This window comes from Methanosarcina sp. 2.H.T.1A.6, from assembly GCF_000979455.1.
GTDB lineage: Archaea > Halobacteriota > Methanosarcinia > Methanosarcinales > Methanosarcinaceae > Methanosarcina.
Map to the genome: position 1 here is coordinate 68,504 of NZ_JJOY01000049.1, position 24,074 is coordinate 92,577.

General features: G+C 40.2%; 15 protein-coding genes and 1 pseudogene. 7 read left to right on the plus strand and 9 right to left on the minus strand.

Annotated features, from left to right (window positions below; genetic code table 11):
• Window positions 1-62 precede the first annotated feature (62 nt).
• Complete coding sequence (locus EO98_RS18920; RefSeq protein WP_235284797.1) at window positions 63-4,136, minus strand: PKD domain-containing protein; 4,074 nt, start codon at window positions 4,134-4,136, stop codon at window positions 63-65.
• A 741-nt stretch (window positions 4,137-4,877) separates the two neighbouring features.
• Window positions 4,878-5,344: pseudogene (locus EO98_RS15155) on the minus strand (transposase); the annotation flags it as partial.
• Window positions 5,345-5,817: 473 nt separating this feature from the next.
• On the opposite strand from EO98_RS15155, the gene lysS reads away from it, so the two are divergent.
• A complete protein-coding gene (gene lysS / locus EO98_RS15160) occupies window positions 5,818-7,353 on the plus strand; it encodes a lysine--tRNA ligase (RefSeq protein WP_048142063.1) in 1,536 nt (511 codons plus the stop codon).
• A gap of 493 nt (window positions 7,354-7,846) precedes the next feature.
• A complete protein-coding gene (locus EO98_RS15165) occupies window positions 7,847-10,729 on the plus strand; it encodes a DEAD/DEAH box helicase (protein ID WP_048142065.1) in 2,883 nt (960 codons plus the stop codon).
• A 182-nt stretch (window positions 10,730-10,911) separates the two neighbouring features.
• On the opposite strand, the gene EO98_RS15170 is transcribed toward EO98_RS15165, so the two are convergent.
• On the minus strand, window positions 10,912-11,775 hold the full coding sequence (locus EO98_RS15170; RefSeq protein WP_048142066.1) for a restriction endonuclease: 864 nt from the start codon (window positions 11,773-11,775) through the stop codon (window positions 10,912-10,914).
• Window positions 11,776-12,621 carry a class I SAM-dependent methyltransferase gene (locus tag EO98_RS15175; protein WP_048142069.1) on the minus strand — a complete coding sequence of 282 codons (846 nt, stop codon included), beginning with the start codon at window positions 12,619-12,621 and terminating at the stop codon, window positions 11,776-11,778. It abuts the gene before it with no gap.
• A gap of 206 nt (window positions 12,622-12,827) precedes the next feature.
• Between EO98_RS15175 and EO98_RS15180 the strand changes: the two genes are divergently transcribed.
• Window positions 12,828-15,782 (plus strand): hypothetical protein, encoded by a 2,955-nt coding sequence (locus EO98_RS15180; RefSeq protein ID WP_048142070.1) that lies wholly within the window; start codon window positions 12,828-12,830, stop codon window positions 15,780-15,782.
• Window positions 15,783-15,994: 212 nt separating this feature from the next.
• Here the strand turns inward: EO98_RS15180 and EO98_RS15185 are convergent, their stop codons facing one another.
• Both EO98_RS15185 and EO98_RS15190 read right to left on the minus strand, forming a co-directional pair.
• Window positions 15,995-16,783 carry a hypothetical protein gene (locus EO98_RS15185; protein ID WP_048142072.1) on the minus strand — a complete coding sequence of 263 codons (789 nt, stop codon included), beginning with the start codon at window positions 16,781-16,783 and terminating at the stop codon, window positions 15,995-15,997.
• Between the two features lie 233 nt (window positions 16,784-17,016).
• Complete coding sequence (locus tag EO98_RS15190) at window positions 17,017-17,760, minus strand: hypothetical protein (RefSeq protein WP_048142074.1); 744 nt, start codon at window positions 17,758-17,760, stop codon at window positions 17,017-17,019.
• Window positions 17,761-18,114: 354 nt separating this feature from the next.
• Between EO98_RS15190 and EO98_RS15195 the strand changes: the two genes are divergently transcribed.
• On the plus strand, window positions 18,115-19,365 hold the full coding sequence (locus tag EO98_RS15195) for a hypothetical protein (RefSeq protein ID WP_048142076.1): 1,251 nt from the start codon (window positions 18,115-18,117) through the stop codon (window positions 19,363-19,365).
• Window positions 19,366-19,782: 417 nt separating this feature from the next.
• Complete coding sequence (locus EO98_RS15200) at window positions 19,783-20,289, plus strand: hypothetical protein (protein WP_235283753.1); 507 nt, start codon at window positions 19,783-19,785, stop codon at window positions 20,287-20,289.
• Window positions 20,290-20,661: 372 nt separating this feature from the next.
• Here the strand turns inward: EO98_RS15200 and EO98_RS15205 are convergent, their stop codons facing one another.
• From EO98_RS15205 to EO98_RS15215, 3 genes are all read right to left on the minus strand, one after another.
• Entirely contained in the window at window positions 20,662-21,042 is a 381-nt protein-coding gene (locus EO98_RS15205) for a hypothetical protein (RefSeq protein WP_156161151.1), read from the minus strand.
• A 409-nt stretch (window positions 21,043-21,451) separates the two neighbouring features.
• Complete coding sequence (locus tag EO98_RS15210; protein ID WP_048142082.1) at window positions 21,452-21,844, minus strand: YkvA family protein; 393 nt, start codon at window positions 21,842-21,844, stop codon at window positions 21,452-21,454.
• Window positions 21,845-22,348: 504 nt separating this feature from the next.
• Complete coding sequence (locus tag EO98_RS15215; RefSeq protein ID WP_048132080.1) at window positions 22,349-22,588, minus strand: transcriptional regulator; 240 nt, start codon at window positions 22,586-22,588, stop codon at window positions 22,349-22,351.
• A gap of 568 nt (window positions 22,589-23,156) precedes the next feature.
• On the opposite strand from EO98_RS15215, the gene yciH reads away from it, so the two are divergent.
• Window positions 23,157-23,465 carry a stress response translation initiation inhibitor YciH gene (gene yciH, locus EO98_RS15220; protein ID WP_011032808.1) on the plus strand — a complete coding sequence of 103 codons (309 nt, stop codon included), beginning with the start codon at window positions 23,157-23,159 and terminating at the stop codon, window positions 23,463-23,465.
• A gap of 249 nt (window positions 23,466-23,714) precedes the next feature.
• Window positions 23,715-24,074 carry a transcriptional regulator gene (locus tag EO98_RS15225; RefSeq protein ID WP_048142084.1) on the plus strand — a complete coding sequence of 120 codons (360 nt, stop codon included), beginning with the start codon at window positions 23,715-23,717 and terminating at the stop codon, window positions 24,072-24,074.

The following is a 24,074-nucleotide window of genomic DNA, read 5'->3' on the forward strand; positions in this document are numbered from 1 at the left end:
TTTCGGTACGCTACCCGGCGTTCTCTCGAGCGCCGCTAATCACATCTTTAATAATACCTTATTTATTTCTGTTCTTCCTGTCTTCTTTTGTACATAAACACAATAAGCAGACAAGCTATCAACAGAAAAGCTATTCTGTAAATCATTTTCATTACAGGGGCTATTTTGCTTTTAATTTCTTCATTTGTCTGTGGTTTTGCAGTTTCATTTCCAGTTTCTTTTTCAACATATTCAGTCTCTTCTTCAAACTGAATCTGAGTCTCATTTTCTTCCGTCGAAGTTCTGTTCACGTCAACGTTTTCAGAAGTATCCGAAACAATACGTGCACTGCCAGTTCCACTTCCGTGACCGCTCCTGCCTCCTGAGATCTCGGCAGCAGGAAGAAGCACTTTTACGCTGCTATTCTTATTTGAAAGCTCATTGCAGCTCACAGTTGCAGTGTTGTCGATATATCCGTCACCGCCACCATTACTGTTTATGTCTTCCTGAGTTACAGTATAGTTTCCAGTGCAAGTCCAGTTCTCTCCTACTTCAAGAACTCTATCAGCAGCTTTTGACTCCAAAGGACCTTCCAGAGTAATCATCTGGTCATTTACTGAAACTCCTGTCAGGTCAACGTTGCCTTCGTTCTTTACGAGGATCCTGTATCGAATGACATCACCGGCATTGTCGGCTACCCCATCTTTTCCATTCTCTACTTCGATTACGGACTTGTAGATTGAATAATCCGGATTCTGTTCAATCCGGATTCCTGAACTTTCATTCTCGCTTTCATTACCGCTTTCATCAACGTAATGGATGGTAGTTTCGTTTATAGGCTCGGTCTCAGAACTGTCAAATGTCACAGTACTGTTGAGGAAACCATCTCCTCCGCCGTTATTGTTCAGATCCTCCTGAGTGACAGTGTAATTTCCAAGGTAATACCAGGCTTCTCCAACTGAGAGAATACCATCACCACCATTCGTATACCGGGTTAGAGAGGACTGATACAGCCCAACCAAGCCAGTGTCCCCATATGGGCCGCGAAGGTTAAGCATGGAATCCCTGACACTTATATTTTTAAGGTCGATGTTTCCGTTATTTGTTACATTAACCTGGAAGCTGACAACATCTCCTGCAGAGCATATACGGCCTTCTGGACCATTTCCAGCAACATCAATCACAATTTTATTAATCTTGCAAGCAGGTTTCTGTTCTATTGAGACTGCAGCACTATCGCTTTTTGGATTCAGTTCAGCGCAGTCAACAGTTGCTGCGTTGTTTATGAAACCGTCTCCTCCGCCATTATTGTTCAGATCTTCCTGATTAACCGTGTAAGTTCCACAGTAAATCCAGCTTTCTCTTACTTCGAGAATTCCATCAGAATTCAGACATTCCAGAGGGCCAGTAAGATCTCCAAGAAGAGGGTCATTAACACTTACATTGGTAAGGTCAACATTACCAGTATTGTTGACTCTTATCTGGTAGCTGATGACATCTCCAGCAGAGTTTACATTAGCTGAAGGCCCGCTTCCACACAAATCGGTTACGGTTTTGTCAATGGTGTAAGCAGGGTTATATTCTAAAACAGTTATCGTGGCAAAAGTCGAATTAGTACCATTTCCATTGCTTACTGTAAGATTTACAGTATAACTTCCTGCCTTATAAAAAGTGTGTGAAGGATGCTGCTCTGTCGAGTTCGTGCCGTCTCCAAAGTCCCAGAACCATGTGGTAGGTTCGCCTGTAGACCTGTCCGCGAAAGTGACGGTCAGGGGTTCAGTACCTGATATAGGAGTTCCATTGAACGCGGCAGTCGGAGAAGATTGTGTTACAGTTACATATCCTGTCTTACAAGTGCTGTTGTATCCACCGGCATTAAATGCCTGCAATGTGACCTTATAGGTTCCCGGAGCTGTATAGGTGTGCGTGGGGTTAGGATCGTTTGATCCTGTGGGCTGTAGACGCCAGGTGTCGTTCAGGAGTGTGGTATCGTCAAGACCGCCCATAAGGACGATACTACCGTCAGAAAGCGCAACGACGTTGTGATAGTACCTTCCCGACCACCCGGCATCTGCTACTTTCGTCCAGGTCCTGCCCTTATCAGTCGACCGCCAAATGTCGTGTAGGGGAGTGTTGTCAATGCCCAGACCGCCCATAAGGAGGACACTACCATCAGGCATAGCGACACTGCTGTGAGAAGTTCTTCCCATCCACCCCGAACTCCCGTTAATTAGAGTCCAGGTAGCGCCTTTGTCTTCCGACAGCCAGGTGTCATTCAGGCGGGCAGTGCCGTCAAGCCCTCCTGTGAGGATGATGCTACCGTCAGGCAGTGAGGCACTGCTGTGGAATATCCTTCCAGTCCACCCGGCACTTTCGTTCATCCGTTTCCAGGTAGCGCCTTTATCTTCCGACCGCCATGTGTCGTTCCTCCAGGTGGCGTCGTCAGAACCACCCATAAGGACAATACTGCCGTCAGGAAGCGCGACGCTGCTGTGATAATACCTTCCAGTCCACCCTGAACTCGCGTTCACCAGCGTCCACGTTATGCCTTTATCAGTGGACTGCCATGTGTCGTTCCTGCTGCTGGTACTGTCAGAACCACCCATGAGGACGATACTACCATCAGGCAGCACGACGCTTGAATGATGGGCACGTGCCGACCACCCGGCATTCGATACTTTCGTCCAGGTTGCACCTTTATTTGTCGACCGCCAAACGTCATTCAATTTGTTAGTTCCATCCCAACCACCCATTAGGACGATGCTGCCGTCGGGAAGTACAACGCTGCTGTAACAGATTCTTGCCGGCCACCCGGAACTCGCATTCATCTGTGTCCACGTTTGCGTGTATGGCTCATCGCCAAAGAACCATGCCCACCCGGTTGGATTGCCGGTAGAAAGGTCGGTGAAGGTGATGTTCATCGGAACTGTGCCCGACGTTGGGGTGCCGTTGAACGCAGCAGTCGGTACAGGGGGTGAGACCAGAATGTACCCAGCCCTTGAGGACGTGTTAGTTCTTGCTGTATTCGTAACAGTCAGGTTGACTGTGTAGCTCCCTGAGGACACGTAGACGTGTGACGGGTTCTGTTCTGTTGAGTTAAAGCCATCTCCAAAGTCCCAGTCCCATCCGGTTGCGTTTAAGGAACTGTCAGTAAACTGAACTGATAGAGGAGCAGAACCGCTGGTCACATTGCTACTGAAATTGGCAACAGGAAGAACGGGTTCTTGTACAGGAACAGAACCTATAAACTGCCCGAAGGCAATAGGTCTGGATCCTACAGATACGGTGGCTGTAACAGTGTTTGTGGAAGTGTCAATGACATAGACACTGTTGCTGAAGTAGTTCGCCACATATACTTTTTTTCCATCTGGGGTGACTGCAACTCCAAAAGGAGTTAATCCTACAGTCACATTGTCTGTAACAGTGTTTGTGGAAGTGTCAATGACAGAGATAGTGTTACTGTTCTGGTTCGCAACATATGCCTTTGTTCCATCGGGGGTGACTGCAACTCCAACAGGTTCAGATCCTACAGACACACTGTCTGTAACAGTGTTTGTGGAGGTGTCAATTACAGAGACAGTGTTGTCATTGTAGTTTGCCACATATACCTTTGTTCCAGCCGGGTTGACTGCAACTCCAACAGGTTCAGATCCTACAGACACACTGTCTGTAACAGTGTTTGTGGAGGTGTCAATTACAGAGACAGTGTTGTCATTGTAGTTTGCCACATATACTTTTGTTCCCGTCGGGTTGACTGCAACTCCCATAGGTCTGGATCCTACAGATACGGTGGCTGTAACAGTGTTTGTGGAAGTGTCAATGACAGAGACACTGTTGCTGAAGTAGTTCGTCACATATACATTTGTTCCCGTTGGGTTGACTGCAACTCCCCTAGGATTGTTTCCTGCAGACACAGTGGCTGTTACAGCATTTGTGGAGGTGTCAATGACAGAGATTGAGTTGTCATTGTAGTTTGCCACATATACTTTTGTTCCCGTTGGGTTGACTGCAACTCCCATAGGATAGTCTCCTACAGGCACAGTGGCTGTAACAGTGTTTGTGGAGGTGTCAATTACAGAGACAGTGTTGTCGTTGTTGTTCGTAATATACGCAAATTGCCTACCTAGAGTTTCGGCATGTGTAACATAAGCGCTCATCAATATTAAAAAAAATAAAATCAAACATAAAAGCACTTTATTGGAAATATTAACGCGTTGGTATTTCATATTCAAGCGCTCCTCATCTATCTGAAAATGTCATTGTTTTTCTCATCCCAAATCCTCGTACACAACTTAATAATTATTTTTATTGCCTCTGCTGAATTTTACGGGATTTAATAACTGATTTTTTGTATTTCATTTGTTTTTTATATTATTAATATTAAAAATTATTAATTATGTTTTTAATGTGTCAGCAAGCTTTTCATTTTTTATTCATCTATCCACTTCGTATCACGAACAGCATCATTATACCCGAAAGATAGCATAAGCTAAACAAGCACAGATGCTTAATCTCTCATTAACGGAAATTTGTATTCTCTTAAATTGGAGTGACTAAAAAGCAAAAATTATTTTTAATGTATGACGTTATTAAGTAGAAGATGTTTTGGGAGTTTATTTCAAGATCTGGCTCGTTTTAGAACCTTTAAGTAGCTATATGATATTTATTTCACTCTTCCGAATATAGAGACTACAAGCTGGTTATCCATTGCACTTTTTATATTAAATAAGATATAACTTAAGTAATATTCTAAATAAGAAAATAAAACAATATATACATTACCGTTGGAAAAAATTCAGAAAAAAGCTATTTGATTTGTTTTTCCATTTATTGATCGATTCGGAAAAGTTCATACATTCAAGAGTTATCTCGAAAACTTATTTCATTGGTGTATATTGTTTTTCTGAGATTTTGTGGAGAAGTTTCAATATATATTTCGAGACTCCTTCTACTCCTAAAGCAGTCATTATCTTTTCCACCCTTCGGTGGAAACACCTTGAAGGTAGGATTCACTAACTGCAGTTAAAATGGCCTTTTCAACTCTGGAATACTTCTCAAAAACCTCTGTTTCAAAGGGAAACTCACGGAATTGAGGCTTTAATAAGTCAAGTTCCCCATATTTAGTCAGGAGAGTTCGAGGTTTGTAACCGTTTCTACTGGCTTTACGTGAATCAGTACGCTCATAACGGTGCGCCCCAGCTTGGAGGAGGACTTCCTCCTCCATTACGAGGTTTAAAAACCAGGTAATTAGCTGGCGAATTCCAGCTTCCTGATCGAAAAGATAACCTTTTATAAATGAGACTATATTAAACATTGACTCTGCATCCTGTTTTTTTGTGGTGAAAGAAAAAGGATACAGAGTCAATCATATTTTACAGAACTTTCGGTACGCTACCCATTGAGTGAATATACAGATTGTATTTCTGCAACAAAACCTCCGGGAACAATTTTTCTGGGGAAACAATATTATTTTTCTTTAATATGTACACTATTTTCTTAATGTTTATATAAGATGCATGGATGTATGGAAAAAAAATAAATGTCAAGAATCAGGCTAATAAACAGTTATTATTCTTGATAATTCAGGCTTGCAGCTTTCAGCCGCAGAAGTGAACTTAAAGTTCACAGGTCCATGGCAGATTCTTTAAAATTCCCTTCTGCTCCGGGCTTTAACTGATTTATTTATTTATTTATTATCAACTCATTTATGGTTAACCTTTTCCGGTTTACTGATTGATTATTGATCGGTTTAATAATTTAGCACTGATCGGTTACAGTTGATTTATTCGTATCATTAATTGATTAATTCGTATCACTTGATGAGGATGTACTGATTTAATGACTATGGAAATTAACAACACGGACCTGTCTGAAGAAATGCCCCTGTCTGATGAAACTGATTTATCGGGCTCCAGGGCTTTTGACGACTCTAAAATTGTAAAATTAAACGGTATCATAAGCCAGGGGCTCAACCCCTATCCCTATAAGTTCGAAAAGAATGGGGATATCTGCGATATCCTGAAAAAGTTCGAGGACTTTGAAAAGAACGAGGGCTTATCTGTCAGGACCGCAGGAAGGCTCTATAACATCAGAAAGCACGGTAAAATGATATTTGCCGACCTTGGGGACCAGACCGGCAGGATTCAGGTGCTTGTAAGGAAAGGAAACCTTCCGGACGAAGAGTTCGAGACTTTTAAGAACCTTGTGGACTCCGGAGATATCGTAGGGTTCCAGGGTGAAATTTTCAGGACAAAGAGAGGAGAAGATTCCATCAGTGTGTCCGAATTTGTCCTGCTTTCCAAGTCCCTTTGCGCCCTCCCCGAAAAATTCCACGGCTTAAAAGATGTTGAGACCAGGTACAGGAAAAGGTATCTTGACCTCATAGTCAACGCCGAAAAGAGGGAAATTTTCGTCATGAGGAGCAAACTCATCTCCGAGATCAGAAGGTTCCTTGCCGAAAGGGAATTTCTCGAGTTTGAAACCCCTGTACTCCAGACTGTATATGGAGGCGCAAATGCAAGGCCTTTCACGACTTTCCACAACTGTCTCGGACAGAACCTCTTTTTGAGAATTGCCCCTGAACTCTACCTCAAGAGGCTTGTTGTTGGCGGGTATGAGAAGGTCTTTGAGATTGCCAAAAACTTCAGGAATGAAGACATTGACACGACCCACAACCCTGAGTTTACGATGATCGAGGTCTACGAGGCCTACCGGGACTATAATGACATGATGGACTTAACTGAAGGTATGGTCTCGGAACTCGTGTTCAAGCTGACAGGCAGCTATGAGGTGCAGATGGGTGAAAACACGATCAACCTCCGTTCTCCATGGAGGAGGCTTTCCATGGAAGACGCCTTAAAAGAATATGCCGGACTTGATGTCTTTGCCCACTCTATTGAAGAGTTGAAGAAAATCGCAATTGAGAACCGGATTGAAGATTACGAAAAGGCAAAGAGCCACGGTGAATTCCTTGCCCTGCTTTTTGAAGGTCTGGTAGAGGACAAGCTGATAAACCCGACTTTCATATACGATTTCCCTGTAGAAAACTCCCCTCTTGCCAAAAATCACAGGGAGAAAGCAGGTTTTGTCGAGCGCTTCGAGCTTTTCCTCAACGGCTGGGAACTGGCAAACGGCTATTCCGAATTAAACGACCCGCTTGAACAGGAGAAGAGGTTCGAAGATCAGGACAAGAAAAGGAAGCTGGGAGACCTTGAAGCCCAGACCATCGATTATGATTTCATTACAGCCCTTGGATACGGCTTGCCCCCAACCGGCGGCATGGGGCTCGGAATCGACCGCCTTACCATGATCCTTGCGGGTCTCGAATCCATCAAGGAAGTAATCCTTTTCCCGCAGATGAAAAGGGGAGACTGATTGATTTCAGATTTCATTTTGTTCTGCAGGTTCGAGTTTGTCCTGCCAAGCGGACAGACCAGTCGGGGAGAAAATCCCCTTCTTTTTTATTTCGGAGAAGCCTGAAAGGCATCTTCCTCGGGCAGCATAGAACTTGATTCGGCTGAAGTCTACCTGCCGGATGGAACGAAAAAACCGGATAATATATTGAAAGATAGTACCACCAAAGTTGGGGTAGCTGTTGATTTTTCAGGATGAATAACTCCAGATTTTAATGCGGTATAGTTACAGGAAGGTCGTTCCCGGTCCCGGCGGTGAATAGTGCATCATTTATCTCCGCAGGTGGGAAGACCCCTTTCTCGGAAGCTGCAGGCTGACAGGGAGGGATATTTCACAGTATTGTAACCTATTTAAGGTTGAACGTTCTTTCCTAGATGCTAAAGACTCAGAGGTTTCCTGTTGAGGTTTTAAGGCAGCATCAGCTACAACAGCATCAAAAATGAGCTTTTGAAAAATGACGTTCAACAACACCTTCGACTCCTTCCATCCGAAAATTCGAGAAGCCCTTAAGACTCTGGGTTTCACCAAACCCACCGAACCGCAGGAAAGGGCTTTTCCCCTCATCCTTGACGGAAAGCACACTCTTCTGATCGCTCCAACCGGTTCCGGGAAAACAGAATCAGCTGTTCTGCCGGTCTTCCACGCTATCCTTAAGAAAAAGCAGGAGAAGCGGAGTGGGATATCTGCCCTCTACATCACTCCCCTGCGTGCGCTCAACAGGGATATGCTCTCCAGAATTGAGCTTATGGGGAAGCTGCTGGACATAAAGGTTCAGGTCCGGCATGGGGACACTCCGCAAAGCGAAAGGCAACGCCAGTCCAAAAACCCTCCTGATGTGCTGATCACAACACCTGAGACCTTGCAGGCAATGTTTACGGGCTCCCGCCTTCGGCAGAACCTCGAGACTGTAACACATGTGGTGGTTGACGAAATCCATGAGCTTGCAGGCTCGAAACGCGGAGCCCAGCTGGCTGTCGGGCTTGAGCGGCTTGTGGAAATTTCAGGGGAATTCCAGCGGATAGGGCTTTCAGCAACAGTCGGGAACCCCTGGGAGATTGCAAAATTCCTTGCAGGGGCAAACCGGGACTTTACGGTTATTGAAGTGGCTCTTCTGAAACTGCTGGAGTTCGATATAGTCAGCTCTCATCTTTCCGGAGGGATCGAAGGAGATGCAGCCGGCGAAACAGAAGTCCTGGAGATTGCAAGTACAGTGGGCTGTGAGCCCGAATTTGCTTCTCACCTTTTCCGAATCCGGAAAATCGTTGAAGAAAGCCAGTCCACCCTTATTTTTGTGAATACCCGGCAGAGTGCGGAAGCTCTTGCAGCGGGTTTCCGGAAACTGGGCTCATCCATCGGCGTTCACCACGGTTCCCTTTCCTTTGAAGCCCGCGTTGAAGCCGAGGAGGCTTTCAAGTCCGGAGCCCTCAGGGGCCTTATCTGCACGTCTTCAATGGAACTCGGGATCGATATAGGAAATGTTGACCGGGTGGTTCAGTACGGATCCCCGCGCCAGGTCTCAAGGCTGCTCCAGAGGGTAGGGAGGGCAGGACACAGGCTGCATGAGGTTTCCCGGGGTACGATCATCTCCATGGAAGCAGATGACATTGCCGAGAGCATGGCAATTACAAAGGCTGCACTGGAAGGCAGGGTTGAAGAGATTTCCCCGCACAGGAATTCCCTTGACGTTGTGGCAAACCAGATTGCAGGTATGGTCATGGACTTCGGGGAGGTCGGAATTGACAGGATTTTCAGGATCCTCGGGCGGACCTACACATTCAAGGACCTGCGGATTGAAGATCTGCAGCGGGTGGTGGACCAGATAGGGGACTACAGGCTGGTCTGGCACGAGAAAGGCTCAAATGTTGTGAAAAAACGCAGGAAGAGCTGGGAATATTATTACGACAACCTCTCCATGATCCCGGACGAGAAGAAGTACGAGATCTATGACATCGTGAGTGGAAAGTCCATCGGGGTGCTGGACGAAGCCTTTGTGGTAAATTTCGCCCAGCCCGGAGCCGTTTTCATAACTAAAGGGGATATGTGGCGGGTCATTGAGATGCCTGACCGTGAACGGGAGCCGGGCCGGGACAGGATCAAGGTCGAGCCGGTCGAAGGCATGGGAGAAGTCCCGAGCTGGACCGGAGAAGAGATCCCTGTGCCCTTTGAGGTAGCCCAGGGTGTGGGAAAGCTCAGAGCTGAGATTGCAGCCCTCATCCGCGAAGGGCTTGATGACGAGGCAGTTGCCGAAAAATTGCAGTTGAAATATCCGGTAGCAAGGACAGCCGTGCTAGAAGTTATCCGCCTGCTGCGGGACCACGTTGAAGGAGGCTTCCCGCTTCCGGATGCGGATACAATCGTAATCGAAGACGGAGGAGACGCTGTGACCCTGAACGCCTGTTTCGGGCACAACACCAACGGCACCCTTGCCCGAGTCCTCACCTCCCTTCTATCGGCCCGCTTCGGGAGCAGTGTTGCCCAGGAGGTGGACCCGTACAGGATCAGGCTGACTCTCCCCCGCCGGGTGGGTCCCGCCCAGATCCGGGACATGCTCACCTCCCTCCGCCCGGAACACGTTGAGCCCATCATCGAAATGACCCTGAAGAACACAACCCTGATGAAATGGAAAATGGTCCACGTAGCCCGCAAGTTCGGAGCCCTCTCCCGGGACATCGACTACGACAGGATCAGCATGAAAAAGCTCCTTGAAATTTACGAGGGTTCTTCCATGTACGATGAGGTGGTCCGCGAGATCTTCCACGATATGCTGGACGTCCCAAGGGCAAAAGAAGTCCTGACAAAACTTGCAGCCGGCCAGATTGCAGTCGAGGTCTCGGGCCCGACCCCTATCGGCTCAGCCGGCTTTGCCATGAAAAGAGACCTCGTAGCCCCGGAAAAAGCCGACCGTTCAATCGTCCTTGCCTTAAAGGAACGCATCATGAACGACAACATAATCCTCTTCTGCACGACCTGCAAGAAATGGACCTCCCGCCGCCAGGTCAAAAACGTCCCCGAAGAAATCATCTGCCCGGTCTGCGACTCAAGAATGGTTGCAGCCCTCAAGCCCTGGGAAGATGAGGAAATCAAACTGGTCAGGAAACAGGGAAAGGGCGTCCCGGTCTCAGCTGAGGAGAAGAAACGCATCCAGAGAGTCTACCGAAACGCCAGCATCGTGAACTCGCAGGGGAAAAAAGCCGTTATTGCGCTTGCGAGCAGGGGGGTCGGGCCTGAAACCGCATCAAGGGTGATTGAAAAGTTGAGGGTGGATGAAGAGGCGTTTTACAGGGATATCCTGATTGCGGAGAGGAATTATGTGAAGACGAAGAAGTTCTGGGAATAAAGAAGTTTCATTGAGCTATTTAATAATGGAATAATTAAGTGTGATTCAATGCACATTTCGAACCCCTGCCAATATAGGACAATAATGTTTGACGATTGGATATTTTATTGACATTATATCAACAAAATGACATTTTAGTATAGCATAGTGGCACAAGAGTGCCAGGGTTCGAAATGTGCAATTCAATGTAAATTTTTTATTATTTCTTCTATATCCCACAATTCTATTTTAGGCCCATTCAATGCTTTTGCGAAATTAATAGCAGATTTCGTATATCCAGAAGAACTAATAAATATACCATGATCTGCTTCACAAAAATAAATCGCTCCTAAAAACTGTTGTATTTTTCCTACAGAAACTTTGGAATTAGAATTATATTTTTTCACTTCTACTAATGTTTTTTTGTAGTGGTAATAATCAGTCAGCAAAAAGTCATAATCTACATCTACACTATTCTCATTTCTATAACTGTTTATACCCTGTTTTTTGAACCATTCGTAAATAAAGTCTTCAAATTCGTTCGGTTCAATTTGATCAAGAACGTTTTGATCATTTACATACAGCGTTAATAGTCGCTTGAAATCCTCATAATCGTTTATTTTATTATTTTCTTGAATATCTTCTACACTTTCGATGTAGTTTATGATATCATATATCAAATTATCATTATATTTTGACCGTATATACCGAACGTTTTCTAAAGCGTTGGGTATTTTTACATTCTCATCGCTGACCAACAATATTTTTTTTCCTTTTCCTAATGCATATCCTAGTTCAAAAATAACGTTGTAATTGGTATCGGTCAAAAAAGCTATCAATAAATCACATTTATTTATTAGATTCTGCATTGAGTTCGCTAAATCTGCGTTAGTTGAATCTATTTGAAAGTTATCTTTATAGATATTATAGTGATCTACGTAGTAATCTGAATTAAAGACTTCTCTGTTCAGCACTTGAATTTCATAACATTTCAACTCATTTTCAAGGGATTTTAGGAATGTTGGATTAATTTTCCCTAAACTATATGAGAAATAAACTTTTTTCATTCACATACTCCCTTTTGCTCTAGATAGAGCCCAGAATTCGTATAATTTTTCTATTTTTTCTTTTTCTTCTTCTCTAACTTCTGATCCATAAATTGTTAAGGTCTCTAATGCTACTTTGCATAGATCTTGTTTTCTGTTAATTATTTCGATGATTTTTTGGTTAGTTTTGGATAATATATCAGCTTTTCTAGCTTCTATCTCTGAAAGATTTATAGCAAGATGTTTCAAATATAACGTAATATTCCAGCCCATGCATGAACTATGTTTCCATCTGCTTGCCGGGGGTGAATAACTAGTTCCGAGGTTATTTAGAAAATATCTTACAATTTCTTCAAATTCTTCTTTAGTCCAAGTAATAGCTCCTAATTCTTGCTGTGGTAGTTTTTCCATATCATATATGAATATAAATCCATCTTGGCTTAATCTATAAAGTGATTCAAATAATAACAACGAAATAATTTTTGGATCAATTTCATGGATAGTATTTGTTAAAGTTATTAAATCGAACTTTTCTTCTTTATTGTATATTTTATGAAAATTTGATAATTTCCCAGTTTCCGTTTTTACACATTTTAGGTTAAAAGATCTAGTCATTTTTTCGACAAATTTTAAATAATCATTTTCAATGTCATACCCGTAATATTCAATCTTTTCTCTAAGGTCTCCATTGAAGTTTTCATCTATATTTGCTATAATTTGTCCCTTTCCACAAGCTAAATCTAACCATCTGAAGCTTGTTAAATGGGGGTTACTTAGAGATTGCTGAATTAATGTTAATACAGCTTGGTGTTGAGTTAATTGTCTTTCTTTATCATAAAAAGCATCTGAATCAGCAATTGAACTCATTTTACCGTTTCTACTATTTTTGGTGGTTATAAATTAACATTTTTGACAGTCTTCAAATTAACGATTTTTCTTTTAATACTTAGTGTTATCTATTTTGTGCAAATCTTTTTGTCCTTTGAGTTTAACTACTTAAATGAATTATTATACTTTGCATTGTTTAGTTATCCATGGAATATTTTCAAGTTACATTTATATGAGATGTGAACATGTCGAATCTAGAACAGGTCAAAGCACAAATCCGTTTTGGATTGTCACAACTCGCAGAAACAAATTCCCATCATGAATTTGAACATTTATGCCGTCACTTAGCACGTGCAAGGATTTGTAGCAATATAATCCCTGCAACAGGACCGGTTTCTAGTGGTGGAGATCAAGGTCGTGATTTTGAAACTTTTAAATCATATATAAGTCCTGATCCATCTGAAGGAACAACATTTGTAGGGTTAATTTCTGATAAGTCAATCGTTTTTGCATGTTCGATGCAAAAAGAAAATATTCAAAATAAAATCAAATCCGATCTCAAAAAAATTATTGACTCTGGCTCTCAAGTTGAGTCAATTTACTTTTTCTTAACTTCTGGTATTCCTATATCTCAAAACCACAAACTGAAGGATTGGGCAAAGGAAAATTATTCAATATCTTTCGAAATTGTTGATGGTCAAGCTATTTCTGAATTACTTGCAGACAGAGAAGTGTTCTGGATTGCAGAACAATATCTAGGCATTCCCAGCGAAATTTTCCCTCGAGCGCTCGATGAGAAAGATTGGTACCAAAAGTCTCTAAATAAATGGAAATCTCTTGAATCTCCTAATTATAACTTTGCGGATTTTCATGAAGTAAAGACTGCTACACGTCATGCAACATTTTCAAAAGATTCAAATCAAGATATACTTTTCTGGATAGGTACTTTAGAAAAATTCAGGAAAAAGGAGTTTTCGGGATTATGGAGAAAATCTGTTTATGAGATTTCGGTGGCTAAATTAAGAGGCCTTGGAACTTTAGAAAAAGAAGAAAATTATATTCGGGAATATTTTAGTGAAATCTCGAATTTAGATAGATCTGTTGATTTGGAAGATGCCAATAATTTGCTAACTTACTGTATTACAGCATATTTCAGGAACTTAGTCATGTTGAAGCCTGAGGAACTGGATAGTTGGCATAATGAATTGACTCAAAAAGTTGATGAGCTATTATCTAATACTGAGAAACCTGGATATAAATGCTCACTTTTAGAAATCAGAGGAAGCATTTCTCTTTATATCATCAATCCAATTACAGGAAATCCATTTACACAATTTGATATTGAAAATGCTATTGAATGGTGGATGGAATTAGCTGATAATGTAAAAGATGCTCCTTTATTTCCATTAAAAAGATTTGCTGATCGTCTAACAGATCTAATATATTTAATTGGGTATAGTCCGAAATATGATCAGGTTTCCCAGAAAATAGACATTGTTCTATCTGAAAGATATGGGAATTTTGTTGCAGCTGAGAAATGTAGAGATAGAGCTATACAATATTATAAGATTAAAAATATTATTAAAGCAATAAATCAAGTTCATCAATCAAAAGTTAAATGGTTTTCAGAGGAGACATTAAAAGGTTCAATTATTTCAATTTTGCAGATTTCAGAATGGTATAAAGAATTAAATCTCGTGTTTGCTGCTAAGTATTATTCTTTAGCAGCTGCTTTTATTTCATCTAATTCTTCTGACCCTCTTATTATTTCCTATTTGCCAAAAGCTTTAGTTCAAGCTGCTGAATGTGACTATTTACAGGGTTCATGGCTAAGTTATTTACATTTGTCGGATATAGGTTTTAGAAGTCATTGTGTTTTTTCTCCTGATGTGGGAGACTTGGAAAAAGATGAAGTTTTTGAAAGGATTTTATTCCATACAACCACACTCATTTCGATAACTAAACAAATAGATCCTCAACTGTTTGAATTCGTAATGACATTTGTGGCAAGGTGGAATATAGACGATTGTCTCGAAGAAAATATTCTTATCTCACAAAAATACTGGTCAGAAAAAAGTCTATCTGAAGTTTGGGAAATTCTTGAAGATAATTTATTAGGAAGACCTTTTGAAGACGTTGGAAATCTTCGTGAAGTGATGTGGTCTGAACTTGGGATTATATGGAGAGTAAAATGGGATAATGATTACTCTACAACATCACTCTGTGAGCAATTTATCGCAGTTTTACAAATTTTACTTGCAGATTTGGCAGAAATTGATTTGTGTTTGATGAAAACGGAAGTTAATATTGTTATAGTGTTTAATGAGGTTCCATCTCCAAATATCAAGTCCAAAGCGTCAAACTCAATAAGATATTGGGAAATAACATTGCCTCTATATACAACTAAAAGTATGAATGCTTACGAAACACTCGAACATTATATCGTTTCTTTTGCTTCTCATATCTTGTTTGAAGTTTCTTTATTGCCTGAAGCTAAGTTTCATGAAGTAATAGAAAGCTCCTTTAAGAATGGTCTTTCGATGAAGCTCTTTGTGGGTCAAACATATGAATTTTTATATCGTTACTTTATCGATGAAAATTTTTTTAATAAAACGCTATTAAATGGCCTACAGGTTTCTCTACCTTCACATAAATTTAGTTTCAAAAACAGTGAAAAACTTCCATGGTTCAACGGTCCTATTCCAGGATATAGTAAAGAAATAGCTGAAGAGTACCTACGCACTAGGTATTCAAATGTGATTCTTCCTATTGAGTTTACTTTAAAAAGGCTGGTGAAAAATCAACAGTTTATATCAACATTAAATAAACTACGTTCTGATGGTTGGCTGGATTGGCATATTCTAGCTGCGATCTGTATGATTACTGTAAATTATCGTGTAAATTCACAAACCAAACCGTACATAGATGTAGTTGAAATCAATAAATTATTTAAATACTATTTGTTCAAACCTGAAAGTGAGTTTGATTCCAATGTTCCAATTTCTGAGTTTGCAGAAGAAAATATTCAAAGGTCTCTTAAGGTAAATATGTTATCAACAATAAAATTTCTTGGTTTGGAATGTCACCAAGTGACTCCTAATTTTGATGGTATTGAACATTTTTTGCGTCATAGATGCAATTATTGGGATGATGACATAGAGCATGATGATCCATTTGACATTGATTTAAAGATTGAATAAAGTGGATTTAGAGAAGTTGAGTTCTAGCTTCTCTTCTTGACGATTTAGAGTTGGCGATTGGCTGACAGAAAATATAATCAAAAAGTTATTTCAGGAACCATATTAACTTCAATCCAGCGGCGCAATCTTCGGATTTTCGGTCGAAGGATTTGAGGGGGGCCGGGGTGGAAATATAATACAAAAGTTATATTGCTTCGGCTTATAATCATAATTTAAAGTCTAGGGTCCTTTCCTTTAACTTCTGAATTTGCGAAAGGCTCCATGTAATTGAGATAATTTTTCTTTGTTTCAATATTTAAGTATCCACAGTAATTGCATTTGTAATACCTGATTTCAGTACTGTTACTTCCTACAAGATAATCCTCTCTTTTCATATCTGGATTTCTGCACTCCGAACTCAATGACGTCTTTCCGCATTTTTCGCATGTCATCTCGATGGGTTTCTTCTTTTTAGTTTTAGAGCACTTTGTGTTTTCCGAGCTTTCACTACTGTCAAGATATCCACAGTACTTACACTTCCAGTATCGAGTAATTGAGATAGTATACAAATTTTCAGTTGAATCCTCCCTGATATCTGGCTTTTCTCTCTCTTCATAAGCATTTTTTCTACCACACCTTTTACATTTGAGAAATCTTACAAACCTTGCATTGGATTGTGCGGAAATTCCATCAAGAACCAGATATAAAGGCACAAAAAAACTAACTAAAACAACTGCACACACTAAATATTCTTTTAAGCCTTTCAGATCTTCCGGCATCTCTCCTAATACGATAAAAAATATGCGTGCACCTATAATTCCCAGGATTATCTCCAGAATTCCAAAAAACCGGATCGCATATTCCCCAAAGGGGTTTACTAAAGGTACCCATTTAAAGGGTTTTCGGTATCTTATTTCCCCTTTATATTTAATTACACATGCATTTTGTTCGTACTTTATCGAGTAATCTTTATCCTTTTCTCCGCTATTTTTTGTCCTGGATTTTCCTTCAGTTTCTGTCAACAAAGTGCCTTCTTACTTTTAATCAAATTAAACGAATATTTAGTAAGTATTGTTCTCACGTATATTTTTCGTTTTCTATTTGAGAATCGTAAGCTGGAAAGTTTTCATATTGGAATCTTCAAAACACCGCGCAATCGAAGAATTTCCAATCGAAGGATTTGAGGGGGGCCGGGGCGGAAATATAATAAAAAAGTAATTTGCATTGTGTTTGTCGAGGTCTTAATTCTCTTTATTTATCGAGCCGATGGCAAATCGAAAGCAGAGAATTCATCCCTTTCCACTTTAATATTTACATGTCTACAGTATTTACACCTGTAATATCTAGTTGTTATAAGAGTAGCTGACGCTGTAAAATTCTCCACTTTTATATCAGGATTTCTACATTCGGGACTGATTTCCTGTCTTCTACATTTTTCACACTTTATTTTTTCCGGTTTTTTCTTTTCTCCTTTGTAGGCTTTTATATTTTCTGAACTCTTGCTGCTATCTCTATGTCCACAGTATTTACATTTCCAGTATCGAGTTATTGTGACCGTGTAAGAATCTTCAGTGCTTAATTCTTTTATATCTGGTTCTTCTCTTTCTTCATAGGCATACTCTCTATGGCATTTTTTGCACTTTGTAGCTTCTACATACTTTTCATCTGATAATATTCCCATTCCACTCAAAAGAAGCAACATGAATACAATAAATGATGGAAAAAATAGTAGATATAATATCCATTCTTCAAAAAATGATCCTATCAGGAATAAAAGCGCTAAAGGCACCAAGCAAAAAGCTATAATTAGGCGCAACCCTCCGGCGATGTGAACAGCAGCCTCCCCATAGGTTTCAATCGAAGGTATCCATTTAAGAGTTCTTCTGCTTTTTATTTTTCCTTTATAAGTAGTTGTGTAAATCTTCTGTGTGCAATCTGTTGAATAATCCTCTGTTTCTCCTTCGTTTTTTGTCTGGAGCTTTTCTTCAATCACTATCAATTAGCTACCTTCTAATTTTGAAAAACATATTATAAATAATTATTATGTTTTATACTAGCATATATTTTTCGTTTTTGTTCAGGTTAAAGGTCGATTTGCTGACTGAAGAATCGATTAGTACGTACCTTATTGATGGGATTAAAAAAGAGGCAAAAGTTATCCTGAACGAAAGATGAGGCTACTTTTGTTTGAAACTAGGGTTTGAAGAAATTGAGTCCCTCAATTTTGTTTATAATTACGTTTTTATAATTTCCAGTCGATTTTACCTGTGCATAGTAAAGGGTATTTTTTAAACCCGGCGCTATCTTGAAAACAAGAACGATCATCACTTTTGATGTTAGGTGGGGTTAATGAATGAAAACTAAAGAAATACTGAAACCGATACTTGCTGGAATTTTTTTGATTCTGTTTGTTTCGAGTGGGGGTCTTGCAGCCCCGAACAGTTCGCTGATCGAAGAACTCTCTGAGGCAGATGCATTCCATCCGCCCGGGGAGGGGGATCCTGTAAACCTTTACAACGAATGGCACTATTTCAACGTCATCGATGAGGAACAGAACCTTTCAGTGGTATGCACTTTCAAATTGAACGGTGGTACTAATTCCTCGGTAGTTCTTCTGGGCTATTATATAAATGACACATTGGCTTCTTTTTATGAGGCACATCCTCTAACTCCGGAGTTTGTGAATTATTCATCTCAATCTCCTGATGTCAGGATATCTAATAATACGGTAACATTGACTGACGAGGGATATCGTGTGCATATAGGATCCGGGAATGGGATAAGCGTTTTTGATGCCCTGTTAATACCGGAAGCTGAGCCTGCTCCTGTCTTTAATGCCTCTAATCTTTCCATGCCGGGAATGGGTATCAACTGGCTGGTAGCTTCACCGAAAATGGAGGTTTCCGGAAACCTCTCTTTTGCCGGACAAACTTATTCGCTGAATAACTCAAGAGCTTACCACGACCATAACTGGGGCTACTGGTCATGGGGAGACGATCTTGGATGGGACTGGGGTCAGGTCTCCCAGGCCGGAAATTACTCAAACGAGACAATTGGGGAGTATTCACTAAGTTTTGGGAATATCACCAATGCCAACCATTCACAATCAGTAAATTCAGTTCTTAATGTTTGGAAGGACGGGGAAATTATTGCCAATTTTAGCGGGAAAGAAATACAAATTGAGCATTCCAATCTGAGTACAACAGATATTGGAATCCCTCCCGCAGAAGTGGCCCAGCAATATATTCTACCTCAGGGTTCTTTCTATTTCCCTCAAAATACCCTCCTGAACGCTTCTTCGGGTTCTGATACTCTCAAAATAGAGTTCACCACTCAGAACCCTGTTCCGCTTCCGGTAATGATACCGGATGGACGTGAAATTGGAAGCGAATCTATGAATGAATCTGTAAATGAATCTATGAATGAATCTGTAAATGAATCTGGAGGTGGAATTAAATACAGAATAATCTGGGAAATGATCGGGACATATCAGGTCAACGGGGTAATAGACGGAAAACCAATTTCATATACTGCTGATGGGTTTATGGAATACGTTGCTGGGGGGCCTGTTTCTCCAGTACCTTTCGCATCCTCGAATCCCTGAACGAATCAGCTTTTAACAGATACAAATTGAAAAATTATAAAGATCCTTAAAAAGGGATTTTTAAATTTTTAACTTTTTTCCTCAGTTGCATTCGTCCACTTTGATGTTATACGTCTTCAGACCTTCAGACTCTTAAAAACTTAATTCTTTGTTGTATTTTTCAATAACTGAGCTATCTTCAAATTAGCGGCGCAATCGTAGAATTCCTCACTCGAAGGATTTGAGGGGGGCTGGGGTGGAAATATAACAATAAAATATTCAATACAAGCTGATTTCTGATTTAGAAGTCCCTATATATTCGCTTTCTCAAAACGATTTTTTCATACTTTATATCGAATATAGAAAATGTAAAGGTAATCTTATAATACATCTCCTCTAAACTTGTATAGTCATAAAGGGATTTTTAGGGGAATGTATATGAAAAAATACATCTACTTCGCGTTGCTTCTTTTGCTATTTGCACTGATTGGCTGGGGTGTTACCGGGTCAAAAAACGATGAAAATACATCTCTATCGGATTCACCGCTAAATACTCTCCAGTCGACCCACCAGGATATTGCATGGGGAATTAATGTTCAGAAAAATTTGAAGATACTTAAAGCAGATTTGGACGGTGTATCCAACGCTGCAAACAATTCTGATTATACCACTCTCGCGGTGTATGCACAGCAAACAGTAAATGATACTCAGAACGCCATTCAGGAAAATGATCAATACACCGTATCTTCCAAGCTTCAGGATGCACAGAATGAATGGAGGATGGCTCTTCAGGAATATAACTCTGCAGGTCAGTTTTTGCTGCAGGGAGCAAATGAAGCGAAAAATGGTACTGGAGGAGCTGAATATTTTCAAAAGGCCAAAATATCTCAAAATTCTGGTACAGATCATCTTAAGAGAGCGTCTGAGTTAGCAGGAATAACATAAACCTGTTTCTTTTTTGAAGTAGGGAAGATGTATCGATAAACAGTTGCTCTTAAGCGGGGTTGATAAAATCGAAGCGCTCTTACTCTGTGTTAATTAATAGAAAGCTCGCAGTTGTATATTCTTATAGATATAGGACTTACGCGGTTGAACTGAGAAATCATTAGCATTAAACCCCTAACTATCTAAAACACTAATTTTATCCCACCGTCTGTTGCATTTGATTTTGTACCTCAAGTGTGTAAGTCCTAAGATAAATAAACTTCAAAATGGCGGCGCAATAGGAAGATTTTGATGGGGCTGGAATTGAAATATAATAAAAAAGTTATATCGCTTCTGCTCACAGGTAGATATACAAGTATGAACAGGCTCACTTTAAATTAACGACGTGGAAAATCCATGGATTTTCCTGATTGCTATTCTGACAGTCCCTGAATCCAGTGGTTTTGCGTGCATCTGGTAAGTACCGTTTTCCCTCACTGTGAAATCTGGATGATAAGGAAGATAATCTCCTTCAGGGTGCATTAACATAAATGTATCTTCAAATGCAGTGTAAGAATCCTTTCTTATTGATACATCGATCTTTTCGGGCCCATTAAGATCCACAACCCAGAGTTCATATTTCGTATCGTTTGTAAGGTAAACCTGAAACTCGGATTCTTCTGATATGGAAACTGCGAAAATAGTTTCACTTCTTTTAATTACATCTTCTGTAATAAAACTAGTAACCTCCATAATAAGTATGACGATTAACACAAATTTTATGTATTCTTTAACCTTCTCCCAGACACTGCTCTCCTCGGAGCTTAAGTTTTCTTTAAGTTTATTTGGCGTACTATATCATCTTCTGATCTTCATTGAACTTTCCTGCTATCCCAAAAAAGTAAACTCAGGAACTTCGGCAGTCTCCTTACTCATTTTCTTAATATATTTATCCAGAGTCCGGCTATTAAATGTATTGACCATACAATGCCAGACGTGAGAGGTCTGAAAGGCAGCGCAATCGGAGGATTTTCAGCCCAAGGATTTTGAGGGGGGCTGGGGCGGAAAATATTATAAAAAAGTTATATCGCTCCGGCTTCTGCTGGCTTTCAGCTAACTTTTGTCTTCAATTTTTCCTTCTATTACGGAAAAGCTGCGCTTTAGCACGGAAACAAACTCGCTATCAGTAATTCATTTTCCATACTCTGTAATTTTTCAGGTCATCTTTTATAAGGTTAAATGCAAAAGCAAGCACAGCGACATCATCCACAAGTCCGATTAAAGGAAGGATATCTGGGAAGAAGTCAACCGGACTTATGAGATACAGGAGAGCGAATGTAATCACGAATACTGTTTTCTTTGGGACCGGGTATTTCCCGTTGAAGGAATCAGCTAACATTGAAAACAATAATTCCAAATCATCCCAGATTTTCCTGGGATCTGCTCGGCGGTGATGACCACCTCTTAGTTCTTCAGTAAAAACCGTGCTGGTATCAGAAGCTTGATCCGGATTTTCTTTAAATTGGTCTAAATTTGATCCAACTTTTTTCCTTCCAAAATTATGGATTTTGTCCATGATAATCCTCCAATCTTATATTGGATTGTATATCGGGGCTCTTAAACTAAATCTCAAATTGGATATTTTTTCCTTTTTGTATCAAAATCGATTTTAAATTAGGTGTCCTTTCCAGTTTGTGTCAAAAAATATATCGGCACTAAAATAATAGGGTACAAATAAAAACGGTGATAATAGGATATTAAGTTTGTCTCAAGAATTTCCTCCCCATTCTTCAATTTGATTTTGGTCTAAAATAATCTAAATAATCTTCATACAGAGGCGTAATAGAAGAATTTGAGGGGAGCTTGAGTAAGGTATCGATTTTCGGTAAATCTGATAAAATTTGAAGCAGCTGTCTGGTACAAAATCTATAGCCCTCAGGCTAGAAAATTAACCGATGACCAATAAAATAGTCTCTAAAATATTACAAAAAAATGGTAAAGTTTCCGAACAGATACAGAGGAGATTAAAATGGTTCGGAACTAAAAAAATTAAATTTGATTTGGTAAAATCAGTAAGATATTAGATTTGCTGAACCATTTTTTCTACCTTAATTCCGGTTTCGGTCAGGAAGTAAACCTCTTCTTTTTTTGCGATCAGCTCTTTTTCGTCCAGTTCCTCGAGGGTCTTTGCTATGGTAGGATATACTACCCGAAGTGTTTTAGCGATACGTTTTCCTTCCATTTCCCCTTTTGAGGCGAGCAGAGAGAGTACTTTTTGCCTTACGTTGTTTCCGTTCACAAAACCTATTAACTCATTCATAGGGTACCTCCCGGATATGTTGGATTTCCCTGGCATTATTATATCGGCACATTTATATATCTTAAGTACATAAATGTGTGGTTATATATGTAACATAAAAAGATGGGGTTCAAGATATATTTAGCTTTTTGCTGGCTGAAAAATGCTTTTTCAGGCAAAAACACAAATTTTCGGGGTTTTATTCTTCAAGGTACGAATCCGGTTTTCCGGAGTTTCTGTTTCGTGAAGCTACATGCGCCCGAATTTTTAGATTTTTTCGTATACTGCCCCCATTTTTCATGCAAACATGTTAATTCTATTAATTCCAGAATTTATTCCAGACTGTGAGATTTATTATGTCTCGATGAGATTATTTACTTAAAATACAAATAATAAAAAAAATACAAAGCTCTGGTTGGCTTTTTATATAATTGAGAATTTTTGTTTATGACCGAAATTCAGTATAAAGTGCCTTAAAAACACCATTAGGCTTTAATATCATCATTGATAAGTACTTTATATCTAATCAGTTATTTTCGGATGTAAATTACATATACAATGATTACAAATTTGGAGGACATACCAACAAATGAGCAGCGGAATGTGCCCGGTATGCGGGCTTCCTAAAGAACTTTGCATCTGCGAAGAGGTTGCTAAAGAGCAACAGAGAATTACTGTGAAAGTAAACAGAAGGAGATATGGGAAAGAAGTCACTGTTGTAGAAGGTTTCGATGCAAGTGAAATTGACCTTCATGAACTATCTACCTATCTTAAATCTAAATTTGCATGCGGCGGTACAGTAAAAGGAAACACTGTAGAACTCCAGGGCAACCACCTGACCCGCATGAAAGAAGTCCTCATGGAAAAGGGTTTCTCTGCTGAACAAATTAAGAATTAAACTCTGAATCCGTCCCCCAACGGAACAACCGAACCTGAGAACCGGAATGTCAGTTTATAGGTTCGGGATTGTACGTATCTTTTTGCCAGTTTTTCGATAGCCTGTGCTTTCTTCTCGGGGCATTGAAAGGAACATGAGTTCCTGCTCGGAAAACTATACAAAAAGTGCGTTGTTGTATATTTTAAAAATTCGTATTACATATATTGAAAACCAATTGTTTAATTTGATCTGTGCAAGTGTTGGTCTCCAATGAAAACAACATGCGAAATTATGGTACAGAAAGTTTTGCCTGCAATCAGGGCTGAACTTTCAAGGGCAATGATTTTCGAGCATGGATGCACGCAGCAGGATGTAGCAGATATCCTTGAGCTTTCAAGAGCTGCGGTATCCCAGTACGTGAGCGAAAAACGCGGGGCAGAAGTTGATTTTTCTGAAGAGACCCAGAAAGAAATCCGTAAATTTGCATCGGTGCTCTTAAATGGTGGTTTATCCTCTCAGGAGAAGGTAGAGGGTATGTGTAGCATATGCTGTTTTGTTCAAAAATCTGGCTGGCTGTACAGGACTGTTCCTGAAGCTAAAGCCTGCATCATCTGTAAGGATATGAATTAA